At 73.4% G+C, this 14,330-nt stretch carries 13 protein-coding genes, 1 tRNA gene and 1 pseudogene; 11 read left to right on the top strand and 4 right to left on the bottom strand.

Features of this window, described 5'->3' with window-relative positions:
- Nucleotides 1–351 precede the first annotated feature (351 nt).
- The 8 genes and pseudogenes from fdh to Van01_RS06520 all read left to right on the top strand — a co-directional run.
- A pseudogene (gene fdh, locus Van01_RS06555) lies at nucleotides 352–3,588 on the top strand (formate dehydrogenase); the annotation flags it as partial.
- Between the two features lie 56 nt (nucleotides 3,589–3,644).
- Nucleotides 3,645–4,703: a 4Fe-4S dicluster domain-containing protein gene (locus Van01_RS06550; protein WP_204001912.1), complete on the top strand. Its 1,059-nt coding sequence runs from the start codon at nucleotides 3,645–3,647 to the stop codon at nucleotides 4,701–4,703.
- Nucleotides 4,700–5,719, top strand: a complete 1,020-nt coding sequence (gene nrfD, locus Van01_RS06545; protein WP_204001909.1) for an NrfD/PsrC family molybdoenzyme membrane anchor subunit — start codon at nucleotides 4,700–4,702, stop codon at nucleotides 5,717–5,719. Before Van01_RS06550 ends, nrfD begins: the two co-directional genes overlap by 4 nt.
- A 55-nt stretch (nucleotides 5,720–5,774) precedes the next feature.
- A tRNA-Sec gene (locus tag Van01_RS06540) sits at nucleotides 5,775–5,870 on the top strand.
- 20 nt (nucleotides 5,871–5,890) lie between these two features.
- A complete protein-coding gene (selA, locus tag Van01_RS06535) occupies nucleotides 5,891–7,195 on the top strand; it encodes an L-seryl-tRNA(Sec) selenium transferase (RefSeq protein WP_204001902.1) in 1,305 nt (434 codons plus the stop codon).
- A 2-nt stretch (nucleotides 7,196–7,197) separates the two neighbouring features.
- Complete coding sequence (selB, locus tag Van01_RS06530) at nucleotides 7,198–8,952, top strand: selenocysteine-specific translation elongation factor (protein ID WP_204001899.1); 1,755 nt, start codon at nucleotides 7,198–7,200, stop codon at nucleotides 8,950–8,952.
- Between the two features lie 45 nt (nucleotides 8,953–8,997).
- A complete protein-coding gene (locus Van01_RS06525; protein ID WP_204001888.1) occupies nucleotides 8,998–9,195 on the top strand; it encodes a hypothetical protein in 198 nt (65 codons plus the stop codon).
- Between the two features lie 69 nt (nucleotides 9,196–9,264).
- A complete protein-coding gene (locus Van01_RS06520; protein ID WP_099845775.1) occupies nucleotides 9,265–9,450 on the top strand; it encodes a hypothetical protein in 186 nt (61 codons plus the stop codon).
- Nucleotides 9,451–9,456: 6 nt separating this feature from the next.
- Here Van01_RS06520 and Van01_RS06515 read toward each other — a convergent pair whose 3' ends face one another.
- Nucleotides 9,457–10,104 (bottom strand): HhH-GDP family DNA glycosylase, encoded by a 648-nt coding sequence (locus tag Van01_RS06515; RefSeq protein ID WP_204001886.1) that lies wholly within the window; start codon nucleotides 10,102–10,104, stop codon nucleotides 9,457–9,459.
- A 129-nt stretch (nucleotides 10,105–10,233) separates the two neighbouring features.
- On the opposite strand from Van01_RS06515, the gene Van01_RS06510 reads away from it, so the two are divergent.
- Nucleotides 10,234–10,434 carry a hypothetical protein gene (locus tag Van01_RS06510; protein ID WP_099851447.1) on the top strand — a complete coding sequence of 67 codons (201 nt, stop codon included), beginning with the start codon at nucleotides 10,234–10,236 and terminating at the stop codon, nucleotides 10,432–10,434.
- A gap of 9 nt (nucleotides 10,435–10,443) precedes the next feature.
- Here Van01_RS06510 and Van01_RS06505 read toward each other — a convergent pair whose 3' ends face one another.
- The 3 genes from Van01_RS06505 to Van01_RS06495 all read right to left on the bottom strand — a co-directional run bounded on the left by Van01_RS06505 (nucleotide 10,444) and on the right by Van01_RS06495 (nucleotide 12,115).
- Nucleotides 10,444–10,908 carry a hypothetical protein gene (locus tag Van01_RS06505; protein WP_204001884.1) on the bottom strand — a complete coding sequence of 155 codons (465 nt, stop codon included), beginning with the start codon at nucleotides 10,906–10,908 and terminating at the stop codon, nucleotides 10,444–10,446.
- Nucleotides 10,905–11,120, bottom strand: coding sequence for a phosphatidylethanolamine-binding protein (locus Van01_RS06500; protein ID WP_099851450.1), 216 nt, complete (start codon nucleotides 11,118–11,120; stop codon nucleotides 10,905–10,907). Before Van01_RS06500 ends, Van01_RS06505 begins: the two co-directional genes overlap by 4 nt.
- Before the next feature lie 113 nt (nucleotides 11,121–11,233).
- Nucleotides 11,234–12,115, bottom strand: coding sequence for a universal stress protein (locus Van01_RS06495; protein WP_204001882.1), 882 nt, complete (start codon nucleotides 12,113–12,115; stop codon nucleotides 11,234–11,236).
- 204 nt (nucleotides 12,116–12,319) lie between these two features.
- Between Van01_RS06495 and Van01_RS06490 the strand changes: the two genes are divergently transcribed.
- Together Van01_RS06490 and Van01_RS06485 are read left to right on the top strand one after the other, a co-directional pair.
- Entirely contained in the window at nucleotides 12,320–13,066 is a 747-nt protein-coding gene (locus tag Van01_RS06490; RefSeq protein ID WP_204001872.1) for an SAM-dependent methyltransferase, read from the top strand.
- Nucleotides 13,067–13,128: 62 nt separating this feature from the next.
- Entirely contained in the window at nucleotides 13,129–14,307 is a 1,179-nt protein-coding gene (locus tag Van01_RS06485; protein ID WP_204001858.1) for a PP2C family protein-serine/threonine phosphatase, read from the top strand.
- The last annotated feature ends 23 nt before the right edge of the window (nucleotides 14,308–14,330 follow it).

Here is a 14,330-nt window from a genome sequence, read left to right as displayed (position 1 = left end):
GCCGGCCAGCGGCCTTTCGGCGTCCGGACGATCCAGGGTGCTGGCCGGCTGGCTCCGCAGGACTGTCCCTGTGGCGGCGGTCACGGCAGGGGTAGGAAGAAGCAGAGCGGGTAACCTGTTGACTCGGGTGTCGGTGTGTTCCAGTGTCCCCGGGCCTCACCTAAATTGCCGTCGCGGAATACCGTTCGGCTGGAGCCGCGTCGCGCCACTCGCCGAGAGGCGACCTGCACACCGACACCCTCGTCGCCCCCGGCCCGATTTCGGGCCGGGGGCGACGTCGTGATTGTGGATCCGGCAGGTGGGTCGCCGATCCCGCCGCGCTGTCCTAAGGTCGAGACCGGAGGTGCGGGCGTGGGACTGCGGGACAGGTTGCTGGGCTGGCCGGTCTACCGGCAGCTCACCGGTACCGACCCCCTGGGCCGGGGCGCGGCGGCGTGCTCGAGCCGCAGCGCCGAGCTGACCGCCCGCACGGAGGACGCCGACCGGGTGGCCCGTTCCGTCTGCCCGTACTGTGCCGTCGGCTGCGGGCAGCGGGTCTTCGTCAGTGACGAGCAGGTCACCCAGATCGAGGGCGACCCGGACAGCCCCATCTCCCGGGGCCGGCTCTGCCCGAAGGGTGCCGCCAGCCGGAGCCTGGTCACCAGCCCGCTGCGGCAGACAACTGTGCGCTACCGGCGGCCGTACGGCACCGAGTGGGAGGACCTGGACCTCGACACCGCGCTCGACATGATCGCCGACCGGGTCCTCGCGGCGCGCGCCGAGACGTGGGAGGACGCGGACGCCGAGGGCCGGCCACTGAACCGGACGTTGGGGATCGCCAGTCTGGGCGGGGCCACCCTGGACAACGAGGAGAACTACCTCATCAAGAAGCTGTTCACCGCGATGGGGGCGCTTTAGATCGAGAACCAGGCCCGGATTTGACACTCCGCCACCGTCCCCGGTCTGGGGGCCAGCTTCGGTCGCGGTGGCGCGACGGACTTCCAGCAGGACGTGGCGAACGCCGACGTCATCGTCATCCAGGGCTCCAACATGGCCGAGGCCCATCCGGTGGGCTTCCAGTGGGTGATGGAGGCGAAACGGCGCGGGGCCAAGGTCTTCCACGTCGACCCGCGCTTCACCCGTACCAGCGCCGTCGCTGACGCGTACCTGCCGATCCGGGCGGGCACCGACATCGCGCTGCTGGGCGCGGTGGTGAACTACATCCTCAGCAACGAGCTGGATTTCCGGGAGTACGTGCTCGCGTACACCAACGCGGCGACGATCGTCAGTGACGACTTCGTCGACGCCGAGGACGCCGACGGGCTCTTCTCCGGCTTCGACCCGGCGACCGCCAGCTACGTCCAGGACAGTTGGCAGTACGCGGGCCACGAGCGGGACTCCGGTAGTGGCCACACGGCCCGGGAGCGGGAGACCGCGGCCGGGCTGCGTCACGAGTCTCACGGCGCTCCGATCTCCCGGCAGGTGCAGCGGGACGAGACGCTGCAACACCCGCGCTGCGTGTACCAGATTCTCAAGCGGCACTTCGCCCGCTACACCCCGGAGATGGTGGAACGGGTCTGCGGCGTACCCCGGGAGAAGTTCCTGGAACTGGCCCGCGCCTGGACGGAGAACTCCGGGCGGGAACGCACCGGCTGCCTGATCTACTCGGTCGGCTGGACCCAGCACACCGTCGGGGTGCAGTACATCCGCACCGGGGCGATCATCCAGTTGCTGCTGGGCAACATGGGTCGGCCCGGTGGCGGGGTGCTGGCGCTGCGCGGGCACGCCAGCATCCAGGGCTCCACCGACATTCCGACCCTGTTCAACCTGCTGCCGGGTTATCTGCCGATGCCGCACCACGCCCGGCATCCCGACTTCGACGCGTGGGTGGACAGCATCCGGCATCCGGGTCAGAAGGGTTTCTGGGGTGGTGCCCGCGCCTACGCCGCCAGCCTGCTGAAGGCGTACTGGGGGGACGCGGCCACCCCCGACAACGACTTCTGCTACGGCCACCTTCCCCGACTGACCGGCGACCACGGCACCTACCAGCAGGTGCTGAACATGATCGACGGCAAGGTGAAGGGGTACTTCCTGCTCGGCCAGAACCCGGCGGTCGGTTCGGCGCACGGCCGGGCTCAGCGACTGGGCATGGCCAACCTCGACTGGCTTGTCGTCCGCGACCTGTTCATGATCGAGAGCGCGACGTTCTGGCAGCGCGGTCCCGAGGTCGCCACAGGTGAGATCGTGCCGGAGCGGTGCGCCACCGAGGTGTTCTTCCTGCCGGCCGCCTCCCACGTGGAGAAGGAGGGCACGTTCACCCAGACCCAGCGGCTGCTGCAGTGGCGGGAGAAGGCCGTCGACCCGCCCGGCGACGCCCGCTCCGAGTTGTGGTTCTTCTACCACCTGGGGCGTCGGATCCGGGCGAAGCTGGCCGGCTCGACCCTGCCGCGCGACCGTGCGTTGCTCGATCTGACCTGGGGCTATCCCACGCACGGCAGGCATGCCGAGCCGGACGCCGAGGCGGTGCTGCGGGAGATCAACGGATACGACACGGCGAGCGGCCGGCCGTTGTCGGCGTTCACCCAGGCCCGCGACGACGGGACGACGGCGATCGGCTGCTGGATCTACACAGGCGTCTACGCCGACGGGGTGAACCAGGCGGCTCGGCGTCGGCCCGGTCACGAGCAGGACTGGGTGGCCGCCGAGTGGGGCTGGGCGTGGCCGGCGAACCGGCGGCTGCTCTACAACCGGGCCTCCGCCGATCCGCAGGGCCGCCCGTGGAGCGAGCGCAAACGGTACGTGTGGTGGGACGCCGACGCCGGGCGGTGGACCGGCCGGGACGTGCCGGACTTCGAGGTGACGAAACCGCCGTCGTACCGGCCGCCGGAGGGTGCGACGGGGCCGGCGGCGCTGGCCGGTGACGATCCGTTCATCATGCAGGCCGACGGTAAGGGCTGGCTGTACGCGCCCAGTGGGGTGCTGGACGGGCCGTTGCCGACGCACTACGAACCGGCTGAGTCGCCGGTGCGTAACCCGCTCTACGGGCAGCAGGCCAACCCGACCCGCAAGATGTACGACCATCCGGTGAACTCGACGAACCCCAGCCCCCCGCAGCAGCACGACCAGGTCTTCCCGTACGTGTTCACGGTCAGCCGACTCACCGAGCACCACACCGCGGGCGGGATGAGCCGTACGGTCGCGCCGCTCGCGGAACTGCAACCGGAGATGTTCGTGGAGGTCTCACCGGAGTTGGCGGCGTTGGTCGGGCTTACCCATCTCGGTTGGGCGCATCTGATCAGCGCCCGCGCGGCGATCGAGGCCAGGGTGCTGGTCACCGACCGGCTGGTGCCGCTGGCGGTGGACGGCCGGGTGATCCACCAGGTGTGGCTGCCGTACCACTTCGGCTTCGAGGGGCTGGTCACCGGCGATTCGGCGAACGACCTGTTCGGCATCACCCTGGATCCGAACGTGCTGATCCAGGAAAGCAAGATCGGCACCTGTGACGTGCGGCCGGGACGCCGGCCCACCGGGGCGGCCCTGCGCGAACTCGTGCAGGATTACCGCACCAGAGCCGGCATCGTGCCGGGTGTCCTACCGCCGGCGGTCACCCCCGGCGTGCCGGTCGAGCCACCCGGGTCCACCGGCGACGGAGAGGGGAACCCCTGATGGCCGATCGCCCGCACCGGCCCGCCGCACCGCCACAGTCGTCGCTGTCGGCCGCCGATCCGGCGACCGCGGCCGGCTGGGTCGACGCGCCACCGAGGATGGGTTTCTTCACCGACACCAGCGTCTGCATCGGCTGCAAGGCGTGCGAGGTGGCCTGCAAGGAGTGGAACGGGGTACCCACCTCCGGACTGGACCTGCTCGGCATGTCGTACGACAACACCGGCGCGTTGACGGCGAACTCGTGGCGGCATGTCGCCTTCGTCGAACAGCCCCGGCCCGCCGGGCACGGCACCGCGTCGTTCGCCGGGAACCCGACAGGTGACTCGGCCAGCGCCGCCTCCGCCGCCCGGTCGGCCGGCACCGCCAAACCGACAGGCACCGAGCCGGGTGTGCTGGCCGGTGAGCCGCAGGCGGCGGCCCGGACGACCGAGTTCCTCGGCATGCCGGCGGCCGGGCCACCCGGGCGCACCGGCAGCGCCGAGGGGCGCAGCGACTTCCGCTGGCTGATGATGTCGGACGTGTGCAAGCACTGCACCCGGGCCGGCTGCCTCGACGTCTGCCCGACCGGGGCGCTGTTCCGCACCGAGTTCGGCACCGTCGTGGTGCAGGAGGACATCTGCAACGGGTGCGGCTACTGCGTGTCGGCCTGCCCGTACGGGGTGATCGACAGGCGGGTGGACGACGGTCGGGTGTGGAAGTGCACACTCTGCTACGACCGGATCGGCGCGGGGCTGACCCCGGCCTGCGCGCAGGCCTGCCCGACCGAGTCCATCCAGTACGGTCCCCTCGACGAGTTGCGGGAGCGGGCGGCCGAGCGGGTCGCCACGTTGCGGGAGCGGGGGGAGCCGCAGGCGCGGCTCTACGGCCACGACCCGCACGACGGGGTCGGCGGTGACGGCGCGTTCTTCCTGCTGCTCGACGAGCCGGAGGTGTACGGCCTGCCGCCGGACCCGCAGGTCACCACCCGGGACCTGCCGGCGATGTGGCGCCGGGCGGGGCTGGCCGCGCTGGCCATGACGGCGGTGGCCGTCGGCGCGTTCCTCGGCGGCCGGCGGTGAACGCGGACCGGCCGGCCGTCGGTGACCGGTTCCGCCGCTTCCGGGCCGGCCGTCGGGCCGGTGAGGAGTTGGCCGTGCCGCCTGCGGAGTTCACCTCCTACTACGGCAGGCCGATCCTCAAGCCGCCGGTGTGGACGTGGGAGATCGCCGCCTACCTGTTCACCGGCGGGCTGGCCGCCGGCTCGTCGCTGCTGGCGGCGGGTGGTCAGCTCACCGGCCGCGCCGAGGTACGTCGCGCCGGCCGGGTCGCCGCGTTGGCGGCGGTCACCGCCAGCGCCGGCCTGCTGGTCAAGGACCTGGGCCGGCCGGAACGGTTCCACCACATGCTGCGGGTGGCCAAGCCGACCTCGCCGATGTCGGTGGGCACCTGGATCCTCACCGCGTACGGTCCGGCCGCCGGGTTGGCCGCGATCGCCGAGGTGGCGCCGCTGTTGCCCACGCGGGGTCCGCTCGGGTTGGTCCGTCGGGCGTTGCCGCCGGTGGGACGGGTCGCCGGGTTGGCCGCCGCGTTGACCGCGCCGGCCCTGGGCACGTACACGGCGGTGCTGCTCGCCGACACGGCCGTGCCGTCCTGGCACGAGGCGTACGCCGACCTGCCGTTCGTCTTCGCGGGCAGCGCGTTGGCCAGCGGCGCGGGGGTGGGTCTGCTCGCCGTGCCACCGGCCCAGGCGGGCCCGGCGCGGCGGATGGCGCTGGCCGGGGCCGGACTGGAGCTGGTCGGCGCGCACCGGGTGGAGAATCGCCTCGGCCTGCTGGGTGAGCCCTACCGGACGGGTCGACCCGGTCGGCTGCTACGCGCCGGGCGGACACTCACCGTCGCCGGGGTGGCAGGTGCGGTGCTGGGCCGGCGGAGCCGACTGGTGTCGGCGGTGTCCGGGGCAGCGTTGCTCGCCGCTTCGGTGGCGACCCGGTTCGGGGTCTTCCACGCCGGCGTCGCCTCGGCCCGCGATCCGAAGTACACGGTGGTGCCACAGCGGGCCCGGCTCGACCGGCGGGCGGCCGAACCCGGCGGGTGAGCGCGGTGTCGACTCGGCCGCACACCCGCCGCCGAGCTGTGATCCAATGGCCGGTGGAGGCGTTCAGGCGGCTGGTGCCCCTCCCGGTCTTCAAAACCGGTGTGGTCCGGGATCCGGGCCAGGCGGGTTCGATTCCCGTCCGTCTCCGCCAGGCTGCGAGGAGATGAACCGATGAGCGACGGCGGCGCGGACCCGCGGCGCCGGGTGCCGCGTACCGACGCGCTGCTGGCTGAGCCGTCGCTTGTCGCGGCGGCCGTCACGGTCGGTCGCGACCGGGTCCGCCGCGCGGTGCGGCAGGCCCAGGAACGGGCCCGCCGAGGCGAGATCGAGCCCACCGAGGTACGCGACGCCGTGCTGGCCGCGTTGCCGCCGCCCGTGCCGCGGGTGGTGCTCAACGCCACCGGAGTGGTGCTGCACACCAACCTCGGGCGGGCCGCGCTCTCCGAGGCCGCGCTGGCCGCGGTGACCGCCGCCGCCGGGTACACCGACGTCGAGTTGGATCTCGGCACCGGGCGGCGGGCCCGCCGTGGGCGGGACGCGCTGGATGCCCTTGCCGCCGCCGTACCGGCGGCCGAGGCGGTGCACGTGGTCAACAACGGTGCCGCCGCGCTGGTGCTGGCGGCCACCGCGCTCGCCGCCGACGCCGAGATCGTGGTCAGCCGGGGTGAGCTGGTGGAGATCGGTGACGGTTTCCGCCTGCCCGACCTGCTCACCAGCACCGGCGCCCGGTTGCGCGAGGTCGGCACCACCAACCGGACCACCCTCGCCGACTACGCCGCAGCCGTCGGGCCGGGTACCGGCTTCGTGTTGAAGGTGCACCCGTCCAACTTCCGGGTCACCGGTTTCACCTCGGCGGTACCGGTGCGGCGGCTGGCCGGGCTCGGGGTGCCGGTGGTCGCCGACATCGGTTCCGGGCTGCTGGTATCGGACCCGCTGCTGCCGGATGAACCGGACGCCGCGAGCACCCTGCGCGCCGGGGCGGCGCTTGTCACCGCCAGCGGCGACAAGCTGCTCGGTGGTCCGCAGGCCGGGTTGCTGCTCGGCACCGCCGAGCTGGTCGAGCGACTGCGCCGCCACCCGCTCGCGCGGGCGGTGCGGGTGGACAAGCTGACCCTGGCCGCCCTCGCCGGCACGCTCGGTGACCCGGCCACCCCCACCCGCCGGGCGCTGCACGTCGACGCGGCGGCGCTGCGCGAGCGGACCGAACGGCTGCGTGACGCGCTCGCCGCCGAGGGCCGCAAGGTCGAGGTGGTGCCGTCGGTGGCGGTGGTCGGCGGCGGCGGTGCGCCCGGCGTCGAGCTGGACTCGTGGGCGCTGAGCCTGCCCGAGCGGTACGCCGGCCCGTTGCGTACCGGTGATCAGCCGGTGCTGGGTCGGGTGGTCCGTGGCCGGCTGCTGCTCGACCTGCGCTGCGTGCCGGAGCGGGCCGACGGGTTGCTGCGCGCGGCGGTGCTGGCCGTGCCGGGAGACGACTGACCATGCTGGTGGTGGCTACTGCCGGGCACGTCGATCACGGCAAGTCCACGCTGGTGCGGGCGCTGACCGGGATGGAACCGGACCGCTGGGCTGAGGAACGCCGCCGGGGCATGACCATCGACCTGGGGTTCGCCTGGACGGCGCTGCCGTCGGGTCGTACCGTCGCGTTCGTCGACGTGCCGGGGCATGAGCGGTTCGTCCCGAACATGCTGGCCGGGGTGGGGCCGGTGCCGGCCGCCGTGGTGGTGGTCGCGGCCGACGCGGGTTGGATGCCGCAGTCCGCCGAGCACCTGGCCGCCCTGGACGCGTTCGGCGTCCGGCACGGCCTGCTGGTGGTGACCCGGGCGGACCTGGCCGATCCGGCGGCGGCTATGGCGGTGGCCGGCGCGGAGTTGGCGGCGACTTCGCTGGCCGGGGTGGAGGCGGTGCCGGTGAGTGCCGTCACCGGGGCCGGCCTGGCCGACCTGCGGGCCGCGCTGGACCGGCTGGCGAACCAGGTGCCGGTGCCGGTGCCCGACGGCCCGGTGCGGCTCTGGGTCGACCGCTGCTTCACGGTGCGGGGCAGCGGCACGGTGGTCACCGGCACCCTGGGTGGCGGTCGGCTGCGCGTCGACGACGAACTGGAGCTGACCGGCGGTGGTGAACCGGTACGCGTGCGGGGCCTGCACCGGCTCGGCGTCGCCTGCGCCGAGGCGGTGCCGGTGGCCCGGGTGGCGGTCAATCTGCGGGGTGTGGCCCGTGACCGGATCAGCCGCGGCGACGCCCTGCTCACCCCGGGTCGGTTCCGGGCCACCGACCTGGTCGACGTGCGACTGGCGGGCGTCGCGGTGACCGACCTGCCGGTGACATTGACACTGCATGTCGGGTCGGCCGCGGTGCCGGTCCGGGTCCGTCCGCTGGGCCCGGACACCGCCCGGCTGCGGTTGGGCCGTCCGCTGCCGCTGCTGGTGGGGGACCGGGCGTTGCTGCGGGATCCGGGCCGCCGGTACGTCGCCGGTGGGGTCACCGTGCTCGACGTGCTGCCGCCGCCGCTGGCGCGTCGGGGTGCTGCGGCGGCCCGGGCGGCGGTGCTGGCCACCCTGGACGGTCGGCCCGACGTCGCCGGGGAGTTGCGTCGGCGGGGCCTGGCCCGGGTCGCCGACCTGGTGCGGGCGGGCGTACCGGTGACGGTCGCGCCGGTGGCCGGCGACTGGCTGGCTGATCCGCAGCACCTGTCGCGGCTGGGCGACCGGCTCGCCGTCGCGGTGGCCGAGCACGCCCGCGCGCATCCGCTGGCGGCGGGTGTTCCGGTCGAGGAACTGCGCCGGCACCTGGACCTGCCGGACCGGGCCCTGGTCGAGGCCCTGGTCCGGCCGCCGCTGCGACTGGTGGGCGGTCGGGTCGTGGGGCCTGGCGCGGCGGTGTTGCCCGAGCCGCTGGCCCGCGCGCTGGCGCTGGTGGGCGAGGACTGGGCGGCGTATCCGTTCCGTGCCCCGGACGCCGACCGGCTGGCCGCCGTCGGCCTGGGTGCCCGGGAGATCGGTGCGGCGGTGCGGGCGGGTGCGCTGCTCCGGCTGACCGGCAACGTGCTGTTGCTGCCCGGCGCGCCGCAGCGGGCGGTGCGGGTGCTGGCCGGGCTGCCGCAGCCGTTCACGCTCAGCGCCGCCCGGCAGGCGCTGGACACGACTCGGCGGGTGGCGGTGCCGCTGCTGGAGTTGCTGGACCGACAGGGACTGACCCGTCGGCTACCCGACGACGCCCGGGTGGTGGTGGATTGAGCACATCGTCGGCCGGGCGCGGAGTGGGGCACCTACCGTGACGGGATGGACCCCTCCGCGGTGTGGCGGGACCGGCAGCATCGGTGGCGGATCGAGGCGTACCGCGCGCCGGATCTGCGGTTCGCCATCTACGCGACAAACGGCACGACCGAGTCCGCGCCGCTCTGGCTGTTCGGCATGTCGGCGTTGGCCCGCTGGCTGATGAGCCACAAGATCTCCCTCGACGATCTGGAGGTCGACTGACCGCCCCAGCCGAGGGAATAATACGGATAACACGGGCATAACGGGTTCGCTGGTCGTACGGTGCCAGCTGTGAAGGACCGAGGCATCCGGAAGTTCGTCGCGGTACTGGCCGGCCTCGCCGTGATCTACTTCGGCACCACCGGCCGGTCCCCGGAGGAGGGGCGCGGCCTCTCCGGCGGGCTCGTGGTGCTGGCGGTGCTGGCCGCGCTGCTGGTGTGGTACCTGACCAAACCCGGCGGCGACGCGGCGAAGTGAGGCTCCTCAGCGGGTGGCCACGCCCCGGCTGATCTGCCCGGCCGACTCCTCGCCGAGGGCGACCCGCACCAGGGCCGAGGCGAGCCGGCCGAAGTCGACGTCGTCGACGAGCCGGGCCAACCGGTCAGTGGTGGCGGGCAGACCGAGCCGGCGCGCGCCGGCCACCGTCCGCCGGTCGGCGTACGGGCGCAGCTCCGGCCAGACCGCCTGCACCTCACGCAGGAAGATGTCCGCGCCGGTGGGACCGATCCCGGGGAACTCGGTGAGCAGCCGGCGTAGCTGTGCCGGCTCACCTGCCGCCTCCCGGTGCAGCCGCCGCAGGTCGCCGTGCCAGCGCTCCAGGCAGAGCCGGGCGCCGGAGCCGAGCATCGTGGCGGTCCGTTCGTCGTAGCGGCGGTAGTGGCCGCGCCCCAACGCGTCGACCCGTTCCTGCCAGCTGGCGGCCTCCATGGTCTGCGGGGTGCGGTACCCGGCCGCGAAGAGTTCGCGGGCCGCCGCCACCCCCACCTGCGCCCGGATCCGGGTGCTGAGCAGGGTGACAAGCACCAGCAGCTGGTACAGCGGCGCCGGTCGGTCGGCCAGCGCGATGCCGGCCTCCTCGGCGTACGTGCGGCGGGTCAGCAGGGTCCGCGCCAGCGCCCGTTGGTCACCCATCCTGGGTGGGTACCCACCGACGACGCGGATAGCCCTCACCTGGGTGGCCGCGCCGGAATGCCGCCGACGGCGGCGGGTAAGCCGCCGGTGACGCGGCGCCACGCCGCGTACCGGCGAAGGGAGAGCACCGTGACGAACCCGCAGCAGCAGGAACTCCGGCGTAACGCCCTCGGTCAGACAAGCCAGGACAACAAGGGCCCCGACCCGGCGGGCCATCCCCGCAACCGTGGCTCGTCGCGCGGGGACGCCGGCCGCCCGGTGCCGCGCGGCCAGGTGTCACCGTACGGTCCCAGCGGTCAACAGGTCGCCGAGGACGACACCGAACGCTAGTCGGATCTCCTACGTCGACGGCCGCAGCCGGTTCCAGGTGGCTGCGGCCGTCAACCCGAAGGTGAGGTGCGGGACGAGGTCGGCGATCCAGTCGACCCGACGCCAGGTACGCGGGTCGGTGACACCGAGCAGGGTCAGCGATCCGTCCGACAGCGTCATCAGGCCCCCGCCGAGCAGGGCGGCCGCCCGCAGCACCGGTTGACGGCGGCCCCGGGCCAGCAGCGCGAAGCCGACGGTCGCCGCCGCGCCGAGCCCGTAGCCCATCAGCGCACCGATGCCGCTCCGCCGGTTGTCGGCCTGCTGCGGTGACCCCAGGGACAGGTGGGCCGCGCCCGCCAGCTTCCCGGCGCTGTTCTCCGGTGTCCGGCTGGCCGGCCGGGCCCGGACGGTCATGTCGAGATAGGTGGCGATGTTCAGCGCTGTGGTGCCGACGGCCCCGGCGATGAGGCCGTCGGTCAAGTCGGCGACCCTCACTTCTTCGGATCCCCGGGTTCGCGGTTGCCCTTCGGCCCGTAGGCGCGTTCGCCCCGTACGACGCCTCGCCGGCCCTGATCCTCCCGCAGGATCCGGTTGGCCGCCTGGTCGGCCTTCTGGTCCGGAGTGCGCCGACCCGAGCCGTCGATGGCGTTGCGCAGGCGGGCGCGCTGCTTGTCGTAGGCGTTGCTGCCGGGTCGAGGTCCTGGCATCACTGTCTCCTCTGCTCTGGTCGTCGCCGGTGGCGTCGGTGACGTTCTGGTCGCCGCCGGTGGCGTACGCGGCCCGTCTACCCGCCTGGACCGTCGCCAACCGTGCCGGCCGGTCACCGGGGGCCGCGTACCACCGCGACCGGACAGTGGCTGTGGTGCAGCAGGGACTGACTCACCGAACCCAGCAGCAACCCGGTCACCTCGCCTCGTCCCCGCCCTCCGACCACGAGCAGTTGCGCCTGGCGGGAGGCGTCGGTGAGCACCCGGGCGGCGCGACCCCGCACCGACCGCCGGGTGATCGGCACCTCCGGGTACCGCTCGGTCATCCCGGCGATGGACTCGGCCACCGCACGGTCCTCGTCGTCGCGCAACTCGGACTCGTCGTACACGAGCGGCTGCATGTCACCCGGGCCGGTGGACACCGGATGCCGGTAGGCGTGCAGGGCGACCACCGGGGCGCCGCGCAGAGCGGCCTCGTGGACGGCGAACTCCACAGCTCGGCGGGACAACTCGGAACCGTCCACCCCGACCACGACGGCGCCGTCGGGACGTGACGCGCCGCGGGCCACCAGCACCGGGCAGGCGGCGTACGCGGCCACCTGCACCGCGACCGAACCGACCACCAGCGCGGCGAACCCGCCCGCACCCCGGTCACCGAGCACCACGATCGCCGCGCTCGATGCCTCGGCGAGCAGCACGGCGGTGGCCTCCCCGTCGACGATCTCGCCGGTGACCCGTAGCCCCGGCGCCGTTGCCTCGGCCTCGTCGACAGCAGCGGCGACCAGCTCCTCCGCCCGGGCCCGCAGCCCTCCGCCGGGTGTGCCCTCGGTGGCCGGCCGGACCGGGGAGTGCAGCGTCGGCCAGATGAAGGCGTGCACCAGCCGCAGTGGCCGGCCCTGGCGGGCCGCCGCCGCGGCGGCCAGCCGTACCGCGGCGAGGGCGGGCTCGGAACCGTCCACGCCGACCACTACCGCCGAGCCGCTCGCCGAGTTCACCGTCACCTCCCGTGCCTGGCCGTCATCGGGACCGGTCTGGGTCAGTATCACCGCACGCGATGGCCCGCGGGGCGATACCGGCGAGCGACGTGATGTCGGTACGCTGACGGCCGGTGCGGTGTCCAGGAACGTTTGCGGCGGCGCGGCGAGGTCCAGACGGCGACCCGGCACAGCGGAGTCGCGCCCGGGGAGGGAGCGTCGTCGATGGTGGAGCCCGACCAGCCGAGTACCGCACGTATGATCGACTTCTGGCTCGGCGGCGCGCACCACTATCCGGTGGACGTGGCTGCCGCCCGCGCGTTCGAGCAGGCGTACGGCCCTTGTGCTCCGGTTTTCCGGGAGCTGCGCGCCTTCCTCGGCCGCGCCGTACGCGCCATCGCCGCCACAGGTGTCGACGGATTCCTGGTGTTCGGTGCCGGGGTGCCGACGATGGGCAACGTGCACGAGGCGGCGCCCGACGCGACCGTCCTGTACACCGACGTCGATCCGGTGACCATCCGTCTCGGTCAGCGTGTGCTGGCCGGCAGCGACCAGGCGAGCTACGCCTTCGGCGACGCCACCGACCTCGGCACCGTCGATCCGGCGCTGCTGCACCGGTTCGTGCCCGGCTGGGGTCGCCGCCCGGTGGGGGTGGTGTTCCTGGGCCTGGCGGCGTTCCTCGACGACGCGACCCTCGCCCGCACCCTGGACGAGCTGTACACGGCGGTGGCGCCGGGCAGCCACCTGGCTGTCGATTTCGACACCGAGGAACTCGCCGCGTATCCGGCGGCGCTGGCGATGATGGGCCCGGCGTTCCGGATGCGTCCGCCGGCCGTGTTCGCCCCACTGCTCGGTCGGTGGCGGCCCACCCCGGACGGAATCGTGCCGGTCACCCACTGGCGGCCGGAGGGCCGGCCGGCGGAGGTGCCGGACGCCTTCCACGGCGCCGTTGCGGTGCGGTCGGCCGGGTGACCATGGATGAATCCACCTCCGTATGATGCTTGCCCCAGAGCAAGTATTTTCGGAGGATGGTCATGGCGGATGCGCCCACGGGGGTCTCCCGCGCCCTGCGCGAGGCCCCGCCCGACCGTGTGGTCGAGGCCGCCGACCTGGCCATCCGGTCGTCGCTCGGCGCGTCGGGCACCGCCGTGTTCATCGCCGACTACCGGATCAGCGGGCTGTGGCCGGTGCTCGACCCGGGTCAGCCCGGCGTGGCCACCCCGGCCGTTCAGGGTACGGTGCAGCGCTGCTTCAGCAGCCAGCAGCCGGTCCGGGAGTCCGCTGAGGACGGGCGGTGCCGGCTCTACCTTCCCCTGTCGGTGTGGGGCGAGCGGCTGGGGGTGCTCATTGTCGAGTTGGCTGCCGAACCGCCGGAGACTGTGGTGCGCGCGGCTGTCGATATCGCTGGGGACGTCGCCATGGCGCTACGCGCGGCCGACCGGGAGACCGACCGCTACCGGCGGGCCCGGCGGCGGGAACGGCTGAGCATGGCCGCCGAGTTGCAGTGGGAACTGCTGCCGGGGCGCAGCGTCAGCCACGGCTCCTTCCAACTGGCCGGTCAGTTGGAACCGGCGTACACGGTGGGTGGTGACCACTTCGACTGGTCCCTGGACGACGGCCGGTTGACAGTCACCGTGCTCAACGGCGACGGCATCGGGCTGGCCGCCGCGCTGCTGACGGCGGTGACGGTCAACGCGATGCGTAACGCGCGTCGCTCCGGTGGTGGTCTGGTGGAGCAGGCCGAGCTGGCCTCGGACACCGTCTACTACCAGCATCGGGGGCACCGGCACGTGGCGACGTTGCTGCTCGAACTGGACTGTGCGACAGGTCGGGTGCGGGCGGTGGACGCCGGCTCACCGCATCTGGTGCGGCTACGCGGCGGTACCGTCTCCCGGGTCGCCCTCGAACAGCAGCTTCCCCTGGGGATGTTCGCAGAGACACGCTATGACCTGCAGGAGTTCGACCTCGACCCGGGTGACCGGCTGTTCGTCGTCTCCGACGGGGTGTGGGCGGCCGATCCGAGCGGCCGGGAGACGTACGGCGAGCGGGCGATGGCCCGGGCGATGCGGGCCACACGGCTGCAGCCGCCGACCGAGGCGGTTGGTACCGTGATGCGCGAGTTGCAGACCTTCCACGCGGACACGGACCTGCGGGACGATGCGGTCGTCGTCTGCCTGGACTGGCGTGGTGCGGTCGGCCGGGAAAGCGGTTGACCGGCGGGTCGGTGCGGTACCAG

The organism is Micromonospora andamanensis (assembly GCF_016863495.1).
In the GTDB taxonomy this organism is placed as follows: Bacteria; Actinomycetota; Actinomycetes; order Mycobacteriales; family Micromonosporaceae; genus Micromonospora; species Micromonospora andamanensis.
The sequence above is the reverse complement of the archived record's forward strand: the minus strand, read 5'-3'. Positions and strand labels throughout refer to the sequence as shown.

Excerpts from the sequence above, each read along its gene's own strand:
- Van01_RS06485 (WP_204001858.1), top strand. The coding sequence starts at position 13,129 with ATGGCGGATGCGCCCACGGGGGTCTCCCGCGCCCTGCGCGAGGCCCCG.
- Van01_RS06525 (WP_204001888.1), top strand. The coding sequence starts at position 8,998 with ATGGACCCCTCCGCGGTGTGGCGGGACCGGCAGCATCGGTGGCGGATC.
- selA (WP_204001902.1), top strand. The coding sequence starts at position 5,891 with ATGAGCGACGGCGGCGCGGACCCGCGGCGCCGGGTGCCGCGTACCGAC.
- Van01_RS06515 (WP_204001886.1), bottom strand. The coding sequence starts at position 10,104 with ATGGGTGACCAACGGGCGCTGGCGCGGACCCTGCTGACCCGCCGCACG.
- Van01_RS06500 (WP_099851450.1), bottom strand. The coding sequence starts at position 11,120 with ATGCCAGGACCTCGACCCGGCAGCAACGCCTACGACAAGCAGCGCGCC.
- selB (WP_204001899.1), top strand. The coding sequence starts at position 7,198 with ATGCTGGTGGTGGCTACTGCCGGGCACGTCGATCACGGCAAGTCCACG.
- Van01_RS06490 (WP_204001872.1), top strand. The coding sequence starts at position 12,320 with ATGGTGGAGCCCGACCAGCCGAGTACCGCACGTATGATCGACTTCTGG.
- Van01_RS06550 (WP_204001912.1), top strand. The coding sequence starts at position 3,645 with ATGGCCGATCGCCCGCACCGGCCCGCCGCACCGCCACAGTCGTCGCTG.